This is a genomic window from Fibrobacter sp. UWH5 (genome assembly GCF_900142505.1).
Classification (GTDB): Bacteria; Fibrobacterota; Fibrobacteria; order Fibrobacterales; family Fibrobacteraceae; genus Fibrobacter.
This window is the reverse complement of sequence record NZ_FRBB01000022.1, coordinates 24,581-40,473: the sequence shown is the minus strand read 5'-3', so window position 1 is coordinate 40,473 and position 15,893 is coordinate 24,581. Positions and strand designations below refer to the sequence as shown.

At 48.9% G+C, this 15,893-nt stretch carries 15 protein-coding genes and 1 CRISPR repeat array; all 15 genes read left to right on the top strand.

What is annotated here, in order from left to right:
* Window positions 1–154 precede the first annotated feature (154 nt).
* Window positions 155–1,150 carry a thiamine-phosphate kinase gene (gene thiL / locus BUB38_RS14020; RefSeq protein ID WP_073161363.1) on the top strand — a complete coding sequence of 332 codons (996 nt, stop codon included), beginning with the start codon at window positions 155–157 and terminating at the stop codon, window positions 1,148–1,150.
* Window positions 1,147–3,081 (top strand): GspE/PulE family protein, encoded by a 1,935-nt coding sequence (locus BUB38_RS14015; RefSeq protein WP_249269280.1) that lies wholly within the window; start codon window positions 1,147–1,149, stop codon window positions 3,079–3,081. Before thiL ends, BUB38_RS14015 begins: the two co-directional genes overlap by 4 nt.
* A 95-nt stretch (window positions 3,082–3,176) precedes the next feature.
* Complete coding sequence (locus BUB38_RS14010; RefSeq protein ID WP_073161362.1) at window positions 3,177–5,717, top strand: ATP-dependent helicase; 2,541 nt, start codon at window positions 3,177–3,179, stop codon at window positions 5,715–5,717.
* Window positions 5,718–6,045: 328 nt separating this feature from the next.
* Window positions 6,046–6,333, top strand: a complete 288-nt coding sequence (gatC, locus tag BUB38_RS14005) for an Asp-tRNA(Asn)/Glu-tRNA(Gln) amidotransferase subunit GatC (RefSeq protein WP_073161361.1) — start codon at window positions 6,046–6,048, stop codon at window positions 6,331–6,333.
* 19 nt (window positions 6,334–6,352) lie between these two features.
* Window positions 6,353–7,069 (top strand): 3-deoxy-manno-octulosonate cytidylyltransferase, encoded by a 717-nt coding sequence (locus BUB38_RS14000; protein WP_073161360.1) that lies wholly within the window; start codon window positions 6,353–6,355, stop codon window positions 7,067–7,069.
* Window positions 7,070–7,106: 37 nt separating this feature from the next.
* Window positions 7,107–7,556 (top strand): ComEA family DNA-binding protein, encoded by a 450-nt coding sequence (locus BUB38_RS13995; protein ID WP_073161359.1) that lies wholly within the window; start codon window positions 7,107–7,109, stop codon window positions 7,554–7,556.
* Between the two features lie 38 nt (window positions 7,557–7,594).
* A complete protein-coding gene (locus BUB38_RS13990) occupies window positions 7,595–8,509 on the top strand; it encodes a hypothetical protein (RefSeq protein WP_073161358.1) in 915 nt (304 codons plus the stop codon).
* A complete protein-coding gene (locus BUB38_RS13985; protein ID WP_073161357.1) occupies window positions 8,506–9,519 on the top strand; it encodes a hypothetical protein in 1,014 nt (337 codons plus the stop codon). The genes BUB38_RS13990 and BUB38_RS13985 overlap by 4 nt, the downstream gene beginning before the upstream one ends.
* A 13-nt stretch (window positions 9,520–9,532) precedes the next feature.
* Window positions 9,533–10,087, top strand: coding sequence for a 16S rRNA (guanine(966)-N(2))-methyltransferase RsmD (gene rsmD, locus BUB38_RS13980; RefSeq protein ID WP_073161356.1), 555 nt, complete (start codon window positions 9,533–9,535; stop codon window positions 10,085–10,087).
* An 11-nt stretch (window positions 10,088–10,098) separates the two neighbouring features.
* A complete protein-coding gene (gene coaD / locus BUB38_RS13975) occupies window positions 10,099–10,623 on the top strand; it encodes a pantetheine-phosphate adenylyltransferase (RefSeq protein ID WP_073161355.1) in 525 nt (174 codons plus the stop codon).
* A 58-nt stretch (window positions 10,624–10,681) separates the two neighbouring features.
* On the top strand, window positions 10,682–11,578 hold the full coding sequence (locus BUB38_RS13970) for a rhomboid family protein (RefSeq protein ID WP_073161354.1): 897 nt from the start codon (window positions 10,682–10,684) through the stop codon (window positions 11,576–11,578).
* A 57-nt stretch (window positions 11,579–11,635) separates the two neighbouring features.
* Window positions 11,636–12,601, top strand: coding sequence for an adenosine kinase (locus tag BUB38_RS13965; RefSeq protein WP_073161353.1), 966 nt, complete (start codon window positions 11,636–11,638; stop codon window positions 12,599–12,601).
* Window positions 12,602–13,517: 916 nt separating this feature from the next.
* Window positions 13,518–13,782: a CRISPR direct-repeat array (repeat unit 25 nt; unit sequence GCGGAGCCTGCTTCCTCTGAAAATG).
* A gap of 26 nt (window positions 13,783–13,808) precedes the next feature.
* Window positions 13,809–13,961 (top strand): hypothetical protein, encoded by a 153-nt coding sequence (locus BUB38_RS16445; RefSeq protein ID WP_175547696.1) that lies wholly within the window; start codon window positions 13,809–13,811, stop codon window positions 13,959–13,961.
* 40 nt (window positions 13,962–14,001) lie between these two features.
* On the top strand, window positions 14,002–14,469 hold the full coding sequence (locus tag BUB38_RS13955; RefSeq protein ID WP_073161351.1) for a hypothetical protein: 468 nt from the start codon (window positions 14,002–14,004) through the stop codon (window positions 14,467–14,469).
* A gap of 20 nt (window positions 14,470–14,489) precedes the next feature.
* The gene (locus BUB38_RS13950; RefSeq protein WP_073161350.1) at window positions 14,490–15,878 is read left to right on the top strand and encodes a choice-of-anchor I domain-containing protein; all 1,389 of its coding nucleotides are present in this window, start codon (window positions 14,490–14,492) and stop codon (window positions 15,876–15,878) included.
* The last annotated feature ends 15 nt before the right edge of the window (window positions 15,879–15,893 follow it).

Below are 15,893 nucleotides of genomic sequence, written 5' to 3'. Positions count from 1 at the left end.
GTATGAGGGCGGAGCCTGCGGCTCCCTTCAGCGGTGAGCTATGAGCCGTGAGCTAGATAATCGCGCCAAAGGCGCCTTACTTTGACTCAATACACATTGCTCGCAGCTCATCCTCTTTAACCTTTAAGCTATTCACTCTTCATTGTTAATTGCTATGCTCGATCTTGGTGAATTTCGTTTTATTGACGCTCTTTTGAAGGATGCCGCCCCCCTGGAGGAACGTTCTCCCGGTAGCCGTACTTGGCTCGGGGTGGGGGATGATGCCGCCATTTTTGACGGATGGCTTGCTACCAAGGACCTTTCCGTTGAAAACACCCATTTCCGTCTTGATTGGTCGACGCCGGAACAGGCTGTAGAAAAGCATATCGTTTCAAATGTTTCGGATATTTCCGCTATGGGCGGGCGTCCCCGTATCGCCTTGCTGGGGCTTTGCCTGAATCGTCATTGGTCTGACGAAATCAAGACTAGAGTGCGTGTCGCCCTGGCCGAGGGTTTTGCCAAACGTGGAATTACCTTGATCGGGGGTGATACCGTTTCTGGCGAAGAGGGGGTGTTCTCCACAACTCTTCTCGGCGAATTGGCCGGAAGTAAACCTCTTCTACGCTCGGCGGTACAGCCTGGAGATAACTTGTATGTAAACGGAACTCTGGGCAAATCTGCTGCGGGGCTCTGGCTTTTGATGAATCATCCGGAAGACCGCGAAAAATTCCGATCCCTGGTGGAGTATCATCTGGCTCCCCGTATTTGCGAGAGGGCGGGGGCTGAGTTGGTAGGTCTACTGAACGGTGCGTCTTGTGCCTGTATGGATATTAGCGATGGGCTTTCTTCGGAATTGAATCACCTGGCATTGGCTTCCAGGGTGTCTATTGAAATTGACGAACTTTCCCTGCCAATTGATCCTGAAGTGGCGAAAATGGCTGAATGTTATGGTGTGAACCCCCTGGATTTAGTCCTGAATGGAGGGGAAGAATACCAGTTGTTGTTTGCCAATTCTAGCCCAATAAGTATATTTAATGGATATAATGATGGATTAGGCAAGGTCTACAGGATTGGTGTTGCCCGTGAATGGTCCGGGAATGACAATGTCTGCATGCTTTGCAAGAATGGAGCTAAAATGCCTGTTAAACCGCAGGCTTGGTCGCATTTATGATAAATGGTACTAAAATGAATGTGGGTCAGCTGTTGCTGCGTCAAGGTGTGCTTGACGAAGATCAGTTGGCCCATGCCATGGCGGAACACAAACGCACTGGCCTTATGCTCAGTAAGATTCTTGTTCGACTGGGCATGGTTAGCGAAGATACGCTAACGAGCATTTTGGGTGTGCAGATGCAGTCTTCCACCAAGATGCGTATTGGTGAAATGCTGATCGCTCAAGGTTATATCACCGATGAACAGCTGAACAAGGCTCTAGAAACTCAGAAGACCACCGGTAAGCGTCTAGGTCGTACCTTGGTGGATCTGGGCTTTATGCCCGAAGAACGTCTTATTGAAATTCTTTCTAGGCAGTTCGAAGTTCCTTACGTAAAGCTGGATACGTTTAGCATTGACTCCGAGGCCTACACTTACCTGCCTGAAGATATGTGTAAGCAGTACAAGGTATGTCCTTTGTACATGCAGAAGGGTGAAGACGGAATGGGTCAGGCCCATAGCATCCTGACACTTGCTATGACGGACCCCACCAACATGCGTACCATCAGCATCATCAAGTTCAAGGTGAAGATGGACGTGGACGTGGTGATGGCTTCCGATGCCGATGTGCAGAAGGCCATCGAACGAGTCTATGCTGGCCATGGTGGCGGCACCGAAGAATCTTTGGCAGACCTTATCGGTGATTCCAAGGATGGTGAAGAACTTGAGACCGTGGAACGCGGTCAGGGCAACCAGGAAGAAGAACTGAGTGACGAAGAAGGTCGCCAGGTCGTTAAGATCGTGACCACCTTGATTCACGAAGCTATTGCCCGTAAGGCTTCCGATATTCACCTGGAACCTCAGGAAACCTTCCTGAAGCTCCGCTATCGTATTGACGGTGACCTGCAGGTCATGTCTCCTATTCCGGCTCGTCTGATGCCGCAGATTTTGTCCCGTATCAAGCTGCTTTCCAAGATGGATATTGCTGAAAAGCGTAGACCCTTGGATGGTCGTTTTACGGTGCGATACAAGGGTTCTGAAGTTGACCTTCGTGTGTCTTCATTCCCTATCTCTCTCCGTAAGCGCGGTGTCTGCGAAAAGATCGTTATGCGTATCTTGAACCCCAACTCCGGTCAGTTCCCGCTGAAGGATATGGGCTTCGATCCTCGCGTGCTCAAGCAGTTTATCGACGCTATTAACGCTCCTAACGGCATTGTGCTTGTTACTGGTCCTACGGGTTCCGGTAAGTCTACTACGCTTTACGCATCTATTGGTGAAATTCTTGATAGTACTATTAACATTTCTACCATGGAAGACCCTGTGGAATTGAATATCGACGGCGTCAACCAGGGGCAGATCAACAATGCGGCCGGGTTTACGTTTGCCGCGGGCATTCGTGCCTTGCTCCGTCAGGACCCTGACGTGATCATGATCGGTGAAATGCGTGACCAGGAAACTTCTTCAATGGCTATCGAAGCCGCATTGACGGGTCACTTGGTCTTTAGTACGTTGCATACAAACGATGCTGCTGGTGCATTCCCCCGTTTGCTGGAAATGGGACTGGAACCCTTCCTTGTGTCTACCGCTATCAAGGGCGTGTTGGCTCAGCGACTTGTGCGTCGTATCTGTAAGTTCTGTAAGGAACCATATGAAATTTCCGAATCCCTCCGCGAAGAATTGCACTTGTCTCCGGATATGCAGTTCTATCATGGTAAGGGTTGCGATAAGTGCGACGGTTCTGGTTACAAGGGTCGTGCGGGTATCTATGAATTCCTGGTGCCTAACGAATCTGTTCGTAACTTGATCATCAAACGTTCTTCCGGTGACGTGATTAAGCGCGCCGCTATGCAGGAATGCGGAATGATTACGCTTCGTATGGATGGTATTTCCAAGGCTCTGCAGGGTATTACAACTCTGGAACAGGCTCTGGGTGCATCTACTGCCGACGATTAATAGTTCCGTAGATGTATTGCAAAACTTAGATGTCGGGACCCATGGGTCTCGACATTTTTGCTATCTTGCGAGTCCTAAAAAGTCAGGAGAGGTAAATGGCAAATATTGTGGACAATGGTGTGTTGGACCGGGAACTGAATCCGGAACAGGCTGCTGCAGCCAAGAAAATCCAGGGACCCATGCTGATTCTCGCTGGTGCTGGTTCGGGAAAGACCCGTTGCATTACCTATAAGATAGCCCATCTCGTTTCTGCCCACAATGTGGAGTCCGATCGTATTTTGGCGGTGACCTTTACCAATAAGGCCGCTCGCGAAATGAAGGAACGTATTCACAAGCTTCTGGATTGCAGGATGAGCTTCAGCTGGATGGGAACTTTCCATTCTGTTTGTCTTCGTCTGCTGAAACTTTGCCTGTCCAAGGAATCCGTAGTGGCCGCTATGGCCGGCTCGGGGGGTAGGTGGTACGACGGTAACTTCTCCATTTATGACGATGATGATCAAAAGCGTATCCTTAAAGAAATTCTTAAGGCTGACGGTGATGAAAATGTGGAAGCCGCTGATGTAAAAAAGGCTCACGCCGCCATTTCCAAGTTCAAGAATTCTATGATGGTGGTAGGGAACAGTACCTTGTTGCAGACTCCGGAAGTGGCTCGCAACAATGCTCAGTACCCTGACGAAGAAAAGTACGCCCGCTATTATACGGAATACCAGAAGAAACTTCTGGAATCCAATGCCATGGACTTTGACGACTTGCTGTTCAATACGGTGCTCATGCTGCAGAAGTTGCCCAATTTGGCGAATCAGCTGGCTACCCGTTTTCAGTATGTGGTTGTGGATGAATATCAGGATACCAACGATGTGCAGTATGAACTGCTGAAGTTGCTGATGAATGAACAGCACAATGTGACTGTGGTGGGCGACGACGACCAGAGTATTTATGGCTGGCGTGGTGCCAACATCAAGATCATCCGTAATTTCCATCGCGACTTTGCTCCGGTGACAATCGTCAAACTGGAACAGAACTACCGATCCACATCGAATATTGTCAGAGGCGCAGGGTCTGTGATCGCTCACAATATCCGTCCGCAGGAAATGCAGAAGAACGTGTTTTCCAAGCAGGAGGCGGGTGAACTGATTCATGTTCGCCACTTTATGGACGATCGCTCCGAAGCTTCTGCCATTGCCGATACTATTGCCAAGGCCGGTCCTGAATCGTATGCCAAGACTGCGGTCTTCTATCGAACAAATTCCCAGTCCCGTTCTCTTGAAAAGGCTTTGAACGATCGACGCATTCCTTCTGTGATTTTTGGTGGAACGCGATTCTGGGACCGCAAGGAAATCAAGGACATTATTGCCTATCTGCGCGTATTGGCCAACGAACGTGATGACGCCGCCTACCTCCGTGTTATCAATACGCCTCCTCGTTCCATCGGTAAGACGACTGTGGAAACGGTCCTGGAAAAGGAACGTAATGGGGAAGGTTCCTTCTGGGAAAATCTGCTGGCCGAAGCCAATGGCCTTGGACGTACGGCTCCCAAACTTAAGGGATTTACAGACTTGGTTCTCGGTTGGAAGGCTTTGGTGGCCGCAGGCGAGACTCCGCTGCCCATCCTTGCCGAAAAGATTATCAATGACGTTGGCTATAAGGAATTCCTCCGTAAGGAAGATGAGATTACTGCTGACGAAAGAATCGCTAACTTGGATGAAATGGTTAACGCCATCCGTGAATTCGATGAAGAACATCCCGGTGCTACTTTGGATGCGTTCCTCCAGGATATTTCCCTTTTGACAGATGGCGACAAGAAGGTGGATTCTTCTAAGGGACAAGTTACCCTTATGACGATTCATATGGCCAAGGGCCTGGAATTCAATACGGTTCATATTGCGGGTTGCGATGAAGAAATTTTCCCGTTGATCCGAATGTCTTCCATGATGTCTGGATCCGAGATGAATGAACAGATGGAAGAGGAACGTCGACTGTTCTATGTGGGATGTACCCGAGCCGAAAAGAAGCTGTTCCTGTATCATGCGGAACGCAGGTTCTTCCAGGGGAATATCCGTCCCTTCGCCCCGTCCCGCTTCCTCAAGGAATTGGATCCGTCTGTTGTAGATTTTGTACCGTGTGAAGATTTCGGATTTGGTGGCGGTTTCAATAGCTTCAATCAGGATTACTCTCAGGGTGGTGGCTTCAGGGCTCCTCGCATGGGAAATCCTCCTCCGCCCATTCCTCGTCGTCCGGGAGCCTCTGGTAGCTTTGGCAGTCGTCCCAGTTCCGGTAGCTTTGGTGGCCGCAGTTCCGCACCTTCTAATTTCGGTTCACGCGGCTTTAGCGGTGGATTCAGTCGCCCTGGCGCTGTTCCCGATTCCATTCGCAAGAACGATAAGCGCATTGTCTACCGCAATCCGGTTTCTGTTCCCAAGCCTGCTCCTGCGGCACCCGCAGGCCCCCGTGTGGTGTACGACGAATTCAGCGAGAATCCGTTCCACCAGGGAGCAAAGGTTCGCCACATCAAATACGGTATCGGCGTGGTTCAGAAATCCTACGGAACTGGAGACAACGCCCGAGTGGACGTCCGCTTTGGAGACGGTGTCACGAGAACCATTATCCTGAAGTACGCATCGTTGGAAGTGGTCTAGAGGGTGAACGATTAACAGTTAATAGTGAAGAGTGAAGAGTGGATGGTGGGCTGTGAGGGTGTGTCATCCCGAGCGAAGTCGAGGGGTCCAGGGACCTAGATACGAATTATGAGTTAAAGTAAGGCGCCTTTGGCGCGATTATCTAGCTCACGGCTCACAGCTCACGGCTCATAGCTCACAGCTCATAGCTCACAGCTGAAAGGAGCCGCAGGCTCCGCCCTTCTCACTCTTTTTACCGTCTACTACCGCCTTCCAACCGTCTACTTCCTACTACCTACTATCTACTTTTTTCTACATTGTTCCTGTATTTGATAAAAAAGAGGCTTTTATGCTTGAACGTGAAGAAGTATTGAAATTGGCTAAGCTTTCTCGCCTGAGTGTTTCTGAAGAGGAAATTCCGGCTCTGAAGGGTCATCTTGACAAGATGCTGAACCAGATGGAAGCTTTGAAGGCATTGAACCTTGCCGATGTCGAACCTATGACTGGTGTCGAAAATGGTGCTACCATTCTTCGCGAAGATGTTCCCATGCAGGGTTTCACCCTGGAACAGGCTTTTGCAAACGCTCCGGCCGTAGAAAACGACCACTTTGCTATTCCCAAGGTCATTGGCGGTTAATCTCTTCGATTTTTAGTCTATGACCGTGCATTGCATAGTTCCTGCCCGCATGGGGTCGTCTCGTTATCCCGGGAAACCCCTGGTCAAGATAGCTGGCAAGGAAATGATTGTACGCACCTTGGAACGGGCCCGTGATGCGGGCTGTTTTGGGACGGTGGTCTGTGCTACTGATTCTGAAGTCATTGCCGATGTAGTGACTAGGGCTGGTTTTGAATGTGTCATGACCGGTCCTGCCCAGACGGGGTCTGATCGTGTGGCTGAGGCCGCTTGCAAGCTGGGACTTGACCTTGTGGTAAACTTGCAAGGGGATGAACCGCTTGTGGAGCCTGCTTTGCTGGCTCAGGTGGCTAGGGAACTGGAATGTCATCCTGATTGCTGGGTGACGGTTGCCTGCCCCCTTAATCCTGCCGAACATCACTTGAACACCGTGGTGAAAGTCCTGGTGAAAGATGGTGTGGCTCTTGATTTTACCCGTGATGTAGACGAGCGATGTCTCGCCACAGCAGATCAGTTATCTGCGGAGTGGTTCCAACATCAGGGTGTATATGCTTATTCTCGGGCTTCCCGCGATGAATTCGCAGCTCTTCCTCAATCCGGCGTTGAATTGGAACGCTCCTTGGAACAGATGCGTATTATTAATTGCAGGACCATACGCATGGTTAAAAGTCCTTATATCTCCATTTCTGTAGATGTACCATCGGACGTGGCTGCCGTAGAGGCTCGTCTAGTCCCTTGATTTTTTAGATTCAGACCCTCGCCTTACGAGAGTTCTTATGAACGGACCAGAAAAAAAGATGGTTTTTCTGTCTTTTGTCCTTTTTGTCATGGGAATCGTTTACCGATTCTTGCCTTGGGGACTTCCTTCGATCGATACGTTCCAGGTCGGAGATCCTGTAGTCATCGCGAATGTTGAAGATTCAACTCATGGGGAATTACGCGGAGAACCGGTTGAAAAAACGGTTTTTGTTGCAGACAAAATAAAAGACAATTCTCAAAAAATGTCCAAAAAGAAGCCGCCAAAAGTTCAATTTCCCATACCGATCAATTCGGCGGATTTAGATATGCTTTGTGCCTTGAAGGGGGTTGGTCCGAAGCTTGCCGAAAAGATTATTGCCCAAAGAGAGTCCTCTGGCCCCTTTAAAAGTGAAAAAGACCTGAAAAAAGTGCCTGGAATTGGCAAGAAAAAGTTGGAGACCATACTGCAAGGGGTAATTTTTGATTAATTTTTTTAATGGAAAACTTTTTGTAAGTCATTGATAGTATGAGTGATAAGAAATTATACATGGGTATCGAGGTGGCTGACGCCTCCCTGAAAGTTGCCGTTTTTGATGTGGATGAACGCCGCGTTCTGAAGACAGCTATTCTCGAGACTGAAACCAGCCCTCTGGATGACGTTTTTGCTTTTGAATCCGTCCTCGAAGGTTGGATGGAATTTGCGAAGATTGAATCCGTAGATGCAGTTTCGGTTACCGTTCCTGCATTCAGGTCTATTGTCCGTCAGGTGTTTGTTCCGGCTGAGGCTGCCAAGACTCTGGACGAATACCTGAAGTGGTACGTTTCCCTGATTACGAATGCTGATCCTGGTGCCTATATCATCGATTACCAGGTCTTGAGCGGAAGCGAATCGCTGGGCTTTACCGTCATGCTGATTGCGGTCCGCCACCAGTGGGTGGACAACATGCGCAAGGGCTTCCGTAACAAGTCCCTCGCACCGAAGTCCCTGGACGTGGATGTTCTTTCTGTAATGAACCTGATGGCCTTTGCAGAAAACATGACTGAACTGGAATGCGTTATTAAGGCTGACTACGCCGGTGTGACGCTGATTTGGCTCACCAAGGATAATCTGCAGGCCCTGCGTTGTGTCTCTACTCTTCCCCTGGTAAACAAGACTAAGGAAGAAGCTTACAAGATCCTTGTCGAGGGCATTGTCGAACAGATTAAGGTTGCCCAGGAAGAAAATTCTGCCATTGTCACCAAGAATGTCAATCTTTGCGGTGAAATGGCTCTGGACCCCGAATTCATGGTATGCCTCAGAAAGGCTCTTCCGGATTGTCTGCTCACATCCATGGATTCTTTCTCCAACATTAGACTTCCGGTGGAAGCTGAAGATTCCGCTGCCGTATTGAGTTGCGCCGGTGCCATTGGTGCTGCCCTTTACGCATTGGAGGGTGTATGATTCATTTGAACTTGATTGATGCCGCTGAACGACTGACTGTGGTCGAGTCCGTTTCTCCGGTTCACGTTACCAGTATCGACGAACTGAAGAAGAAGAGCCGCAAGAAGGCTCTTACGGTTGCCGTTGCCGCTCTGTTTGCCATTGTTGCTTTCAGTGCCTTCCTCAGCATTTGTGGCGTTCCCGCTCCTCTGCAGGGTATTTTCCCCGAGGCTTACTTGTCTCTGATTGGTGCCGAAGATGCAAGCCGCACCGCACTTGTCATGGGCAACGGACAGCGGACTTCCGCAGGTGGTTCGTTGGAAGCACAGGCTGCTGCACAGGCTGCCGCCCTGCGTTACCGCGACAATATGACCGCCAAGCAGGTCGTGGGTGAAATCAATCCTCAGGCTCTGTTTAACAACAAACGCACGGATTACAATTCCTACCTGCCTCTCGAAAAGGTTTCCTTCCAGAAGTCTTCTCTGGGTCAGTTCGTTGCTTTCATGAATTCGGCAACTCCCGAAGACGTGGGCTTCTCTGACTGTATCTACCAGGCTCCCAACTACTTCTATGTTCGTGGTGTGGCTGCTAAGCCTGCTTCTCAGCGCAGCTTCCTGGATCGCATCAAGACGGTCAGCTCCAACTTTAGGACTCCGCCTCTGCCGGAAAACGCTCCTGCAACCGACATTACCGCCTTCGGTCAGTACAACGTAGAGAATGTTAACCTGAATTCTGTCAACAAGTTTGTTTCCGCTGCTGAAGTTGCCAACGAAGTCAAGGCTATAAAGACCTTGGGCTCTACCAACAAGGTAACGTTCAATGGATTCGAAAAGCCTGTTGTTGAAGATTTCGGTGTCTACAAGCGTTTTACCTATCAGGTAACTACTTCTGCTGACTTTAGCGATCTGCAGGCATTTGTCGCTGCCTTTAGCGCATCTCCCATCCGCATGGGCGTTCCGTCTGTAGAAATGAAGTTTGCAAGAAAGGACTTGCTGACTGCCATTCGTTTCGAAATGTTCGTGATTCCGTAATTGGGTTGAACTCATGCCCATTCGCATCACAGGTGGAAATCTGAGGGGACGTAATGTTCCCTCTCCGGACACATCAAAAACTAGACCTACAGCCTCCCGCACGAGGGAGGCCCTCTTTAATATTCTTCAGGGCGTAGAAAATTTCCGTATGCTGGATCTGTTTGCGGGAACCGGTATCATGGGAATCGAAGCCTTGAGTCGTGGCGCCGCCAGCGTGATTGCTGTAGAAATGGCTCATGTGCAAGCCCGCCTGGTGCAACAGGCTTACAAGGCCTTGAATCTTGAATCGAAGTTGACTTTGCTGGAAAGCAATGCCCTGACTTTGTCCAAGGAAACCTTTTGCAAGGAAGAAGGCTTTGACCTGATTTACGCCGATCCTCCTTTCAAGAATATGGATTACCCGGATTTGCGCCCTTTCGTTGATTGGCTGAATCCTGGTGGCGTGGCGGTGTTCGAGGCTCCCACCAAGAATTTACCGGCCTGGGTCAAGGAATCCGAAGAAGCGGGTGAGGCCTCTGTCCGAAAGTATGGCGAATCCTCCCTGGTCATTTTCCGCAAGGCTCTTTAATTGGGGTAGAAATGTCCGAGAAGAATGTTGCTACATCTAGAGTGGCGGTCTTTGCGGGATCCTTTGATCCCTTTACTTTAGGTCATTTGGATATCGCAGAAAGGGCCTGCAAACTTTTTGATGAATTGTGGATACTGCTGGCGGTAAATACCTCCAAGAAGTATATGCTGGCTGGAGACTGCCGTGAATCTCTGGTACGGGAAGCTGTTGCCCATTTGCCCAACGTAAAGGTGGCTTCCTACGAAGGTCTTACTGTAGACTTCATGAAGTCTGTCGGGGCCCAGTTCCTGGTTCGCGGAATCCGTAACGGTATGGACCTGGATTTCGAGCAGAGCGTCTCCTGGAACAACAAGGTGCTTTACCCGGATTGCGAAACCGTGCTGCTTTCCAGCAAGCAGGAACATCTGGCTATTAGCAGTACCGTGGTCCGTGAAATCGTAAAATGTGGAATCGCTGATACCGCTGAAGGTGTCGAGACTTTAAAGAAGTTCCTGCCCGAAAATGTAATTCGGTTTATCACAAAGTCAGCTGTGTGAATTTGCTATTTTTCGTAGTGAAAATTCTTTCGACAATTTATTGAATAGGTAATGTGAAATGCGACCGTTTAGTTTTTTGCCTAAGGTTTTGCGAGTTCTGCTCCTGATCAACGCTGGTGTTTTTGCCGCAGCCTTTGTTCTGGGGGGTGTGCTAGGCTTGCAATTGAACATTCCCGGTGTTGGACCGGGTAATCTTCGCGACTATATCACTTATTTTGGCGCCTATTTCCCCACGGTTCCGTACGAAGCCTGGCGCTATGTGACTTACATGTTCGTCCATGTGGATTTCTGGCATTTCCTGTTTAACATGCTGATGCTCTGGATGTTCGGTTCCGACGTGGTGGACATGATGGGTTCGAAACATTTTACGGGCATGTACATGTTCTGCGGAATTTTTGCTGCAGTGTTCAGCCTGGTTATGTGTGTACTGGGCCTGACCAATAATCCCATTATCGGAGCCTCTGGCGCCTTGATGGGGCTGTTCGTGGCCTACTATAAGTTCTTCCCCAACCGTGTGATTCTCATGTTCATGTTCTTCCCCATGCGAATCAAGTACGCCATGTGGTTTATGGTGGGTATCGACGTGTTCATGGCTCCCTCCGGAGATGGCGTGGCTCACCTGGCTCATTTGGGCGGTGTCGTTGGTGGCTTTATCTATATGCATTTTTACGAACGTGGCTTTGGCAAGATTGGTGGTCTTGCCGACAAGTTTGAACGCGCCGCCCGCAAGGCCCGCGGCCCTAAGTTCAAGATGAATGACGGTGGCCGTGCGGAATCCAGTCGCAGTTCCCGCAAGTCGGACGAACCCTTGGAAGGTGAAGTTTTCTATGTAGACGAAAACAAGCGCATGGACGAAATCCTGAAGAAGGTGAACGAAAGCGGAATCAATTCGCTGACGGACTCTGAACGTAAATTCCTTCTGGATGCAAGCGAAAAGCTTCGCCGCCGTCGGTAGTTTTAAAAATGCGGGTCTCTGTACCCGCCTTGTTTTTTAAAGGTTGAACGAACTCATATGACTAAAAAAATTCTTGGTATTGGAGCTGCCCTGGTTGATGTCTTGGCCAATGTCAGCGAAGAATGGATGGCTGCACAGGGTGTTCAGAAGGGTGGCATGAATCATGTGGATTGGCCCCAGATGGAAAAGTTCCTGGGCGAGTTGAAGAATCCCATTCGCGTTCCTGGCGGTTCTACCTGCAATACCATGGTGGGTATTTCGAAGCTGGGTGGCGATTCCGCCTTTATTAGCCGCGTGGGTGATGACGAACTGGGTCGACTGTTCCAGAATCATCTGAAGTCTCACAATGTGGAAAATCGTATGGGTCTTTCTGACGTGGCTACGGGTTGCGTCTTTAGCGCGGTGACTCCCGATGCCCAGCGTTCTATGTGGACTTTTTTGGGTGCGTCTAACGATATGAAGTCTGAGGATTTCTGCCCGGAACTGTTTGATGGCGTCTCCCTGATTCTTGCGGAAGGTTATAGCGCCTTCGATACCGAAAATTTCAGGAAGTGCTTTACCTTGGCCCGTTCCCTTGGTGTTGAAACCGCTCTGGATTTCAGTTCCTTTGGGGTGGTGGATGCCTGCCGCGGCTTGTTCGATGAACTCTTCGAAAAGAAGATGATCGATATCGTGATTGCCAACGAAGACGAAGCCTTCGCCTATGCCGGTGTCAAGGAAGAGGCCGCTCTTGAAGTTCTTGCCAAGAAGGCCAAGGTGGCTGTGGTTAAGATCGGCAAGCGTGGCGCCTTGATTGCCAAGGACGGCGTGGTGACTCGTGTGGAGGCTGGTGCTGCCAAGGCCATTGATACCACCGGGGCAGGCGACCTGTGGGCTGCCGGTTTCCTTTATGGCTATATGAATGGCTGGGATATGGATCGTGCCGGTAAGTTGGGTAGTGTTGTTTCTAACGAAGTGGTGCAGGTCATGGGTGCCATGATTCCTGAAGAGGGGTGGAAACGCATTAAGTCAACGGAATTGTAGTCTTTTTTACGAAAATTCGGCTGATTTAATCACTCTTTGTAAAAGACAGTTTACGGACTGTCTTTTTTTGATATATCTTTAGTGGTAGTAAAATTGTGTTTTGGAGGCTAAAATGAATCTGGCCAAAAAAGTTTTGTTTGTTGGAATGCTGCTGGGTGTGTCTGCCTGGGCTGAAGAATCCATTTATGTTCGCAATGTGTGCGATACTTTGCTTCATAGTTCGTTTCCCAAGGTGACTTTGAAGATGGCCTATATGGATGAGACCTTGTGGAAAGGTAGCAAGGATTTGAAAACGGCTACTTCTGTTACGCAAACTCGTCATGAAGATATTTGGACTTTAAAGCCTTCTCGAAATACCAAGTACAATTTCCCGTATACGGTAACCGCTGCCTGTAGTGAAACTTATTCCAACGACTATAAGTATTACTCTTGGTTGAGTTCGAGTTCCTCTGGAAGGTGGGAGCAAGGTTCGAGTGACTATGCTACGGTTATTTTGGATATCCATGGCAATAAGATGAATGGTTATGATTCTACCAATACCAATAATCTTCTGGTGTTTGTGGAGGACGGCTTTCCTGAAGATGGATCTTATCGTTCTGGAGAAATTCTTGCGTCTAAAACCTATGAATTCCAGTTTGACTGGTGGTATGCTTCTGTAGCCTATTACCATGTCACTAGAAGGGATACTGTTGTTAAGGGTGGTGAGACCAAGGTGACTACCGCAGGTAAGTATTACTTTGGTGAAAGTGTTGGCATGGATTCTGTAACGGTTGTTGATCAGGCTAAAAAGGCTGTTGCAATTCCGGATTCAATTAAGGACGTGACATTGCAAGTAGTTCATGGCATATTCATGGACGAACGGAAGATCGGGTTGAGTAGTTCTACCGAAAATGAAGTTTCATCTTCTTCCCAGTCAGCGGAGCCTGCTTCCTCTGAAAATGCGGTGGCTGGGTCTTCCCAGTCTGCGGAGCCTGCTTCCTCTGAAAATGAAGTTTCATCTTCTTCCCAGTCAGCGGAGCCTGCTTCCTCTGAAAATGAAGTTTCATCTTCCTCTCAGTCAGCGGAGCCTGCTTCCTCTGAAAATGAAGTTTCATCTTCTTCCCAGTCAGCGGAGCCTGCTTCCTCTGAAAATGAAGTTTCATCTTCTTCCCAGTCAGCGGAGCCTGCATCTTCTGATGACGAATATGGTCTTACATCTATTGCAAACTTGAAGTCTGTTCCAAAATTCTCGGGAAGCCGTTTGCAGGTGCGCCGTCTAGATGGTTCCTTGGTTGCTCCTGGTGACGCCATGGTGCCTGGTGTTTACTATGTAAAGGGTGCCAATGGTATTTGGAAAAAGCAGATGGTTCTTCCGCGATAGTTCCAAAACTCAAATTCTTCAGTTTGCTATATTGTAAAACATGAAGAATTTGATTGCCTCTATTTTTGCAGTCGTCGTTCTTTCGGCGACTTTTCTTTTTGCCCAGGATTCCGCTGTGGTTGCACCTGTCGCCACTCCGGCTGAGCCTGCTGTTGTTGAACAGGCTGCTCCTGCAGAAGTTTCTGCCGAAGATGAACTGAAGCGTGAAATCGCTGTCCGTGATTCCGTGATGGCTGTTCGCGATAGTTCCTATTCTGTAGAAAGGGATTCCTTGAAGAAGGCTCTGGAAGTGGAACAGGCCAAGAGCGCCAACTGGGAAAAGAGCTACAATACTGCCAAGCAGAACAACGAAGTTTGCGCCCAGGCCTTGAGCGTTTCTATCGGCGTTAATGAAAAGAAGAAGGAAAAGGAAAATATGGACCGTCAGCAGGCCGCCATGATGACTTCTACTTCTTTTATGGGCGGTCTCGGTCTCGGTATGTTGCTGTTCTGGTTGATTTTCGACTAGAAATTTAAAGGGTGTCTGGAATGGTTCGTCTAAATTTTATCTTGATACCGCTGTTGCTTGCTGCGGGGATTAGCTGCGCCAAGAAGGGTGGCGATTCCCAGGAGACGTCTGTTCTTAGACCTCTTTCCCGAATTGAGCTGAAATCTGCCGAGATTTCTGCCTACATGCCTCAAAACAGGTTGCTGTTCTCTGTGGGCGATTCCAACAATATGGATGTCGTGGACTTGGCTGATCCGACGAAGCCTGTGGTTAAAAAAACATTCTCGCTTGATGGGGAAGCGACAAGTGTATCTATTCATGGAAACTTGATTGCCTCTAGTTTGCTTGCGGACCCGGCTTGGGAAGATGGTTTTGTTGAGCTGATGCAGTACGTGGGGGAGCAACCTGAGGATTCGTCTGTGGTGGGGGGCGTCAAGAAAATCGGGACGTACAAGGTATGTAGTCATCCGGATATGATTACGTTTACCCCTGATGGAAAGGCGTTGCTAGTGGCTTGCGAAGGCGAACCTAGCGAAGATGGTAAAATCAATCCTCCTGGCGGTGTTGCCATTGTAAGTCTTGATGATGCCACCTTTATGGATATTTCTCCTGTGGTGACCGTGGTTCCTTTTGACGATGTGGATGTGGAACCGGAATACATTACAGTTTCTAAGGATTCTAAATGGGCTTGGGTCAGCTTGCAGGAAAACAACGCCATTGCCCGCATCGACGTGGTCGGCAAGAAATTGGATGGCGTGTTTGATTTAGGCTATGTGGATCATTCCAAGGCCGGGTTTGGACTGGATGCCATTAAGGATGGCAAGATCCGTATTGAAAATGCGTTCATTAGGGGACTCCGTCAACCTGATGGAATTAAGGCATTCGAAACGGAAAGTTCAACTTTTGTCGTGACAGCAAATGAAGGTGCCGATGTCAAGAATTTTGACGAATCAAAAATTTGCGGCAATGAAGAAATGTGCAAGGTGAAATTTGGCTCCCGTTCCATTAGCGTGTTTGATGGTTTTTCGGGTAAGTTGATTTGGGATTCCGGAGATGCCCTGGAAAGGGAATTTGCCAGAAAGTATCCCAAATATTTTAACTGGAATTCCAAGAAGGGAAAACGTAAGGCTGATGCCCGCAGCGATGATAAGGGCTGCGAACCGGAAAATATTGTAATCGGTACTGTAAATGGCCGCCGTCTAGCCTTCGTTGGATTGGAACGGATGAGTGGTGTTGCTGTTTTTGACTTGACCAGCATTGGCACGGAGCATGTTGCTCCGAAGCTTGTTGAATATACCATGGATCCTGAAGATCGCGGTCCTGAAGGTATGCTGTTTATTGATGAGAAGAACAGCCCCCTTGTGGGAACTCCCATTCTGATTGTCAATTACGAATACAGCAAGTCGCTGGTGATTTATACTATCAAGTAGTTCGGGTTCCGTGGC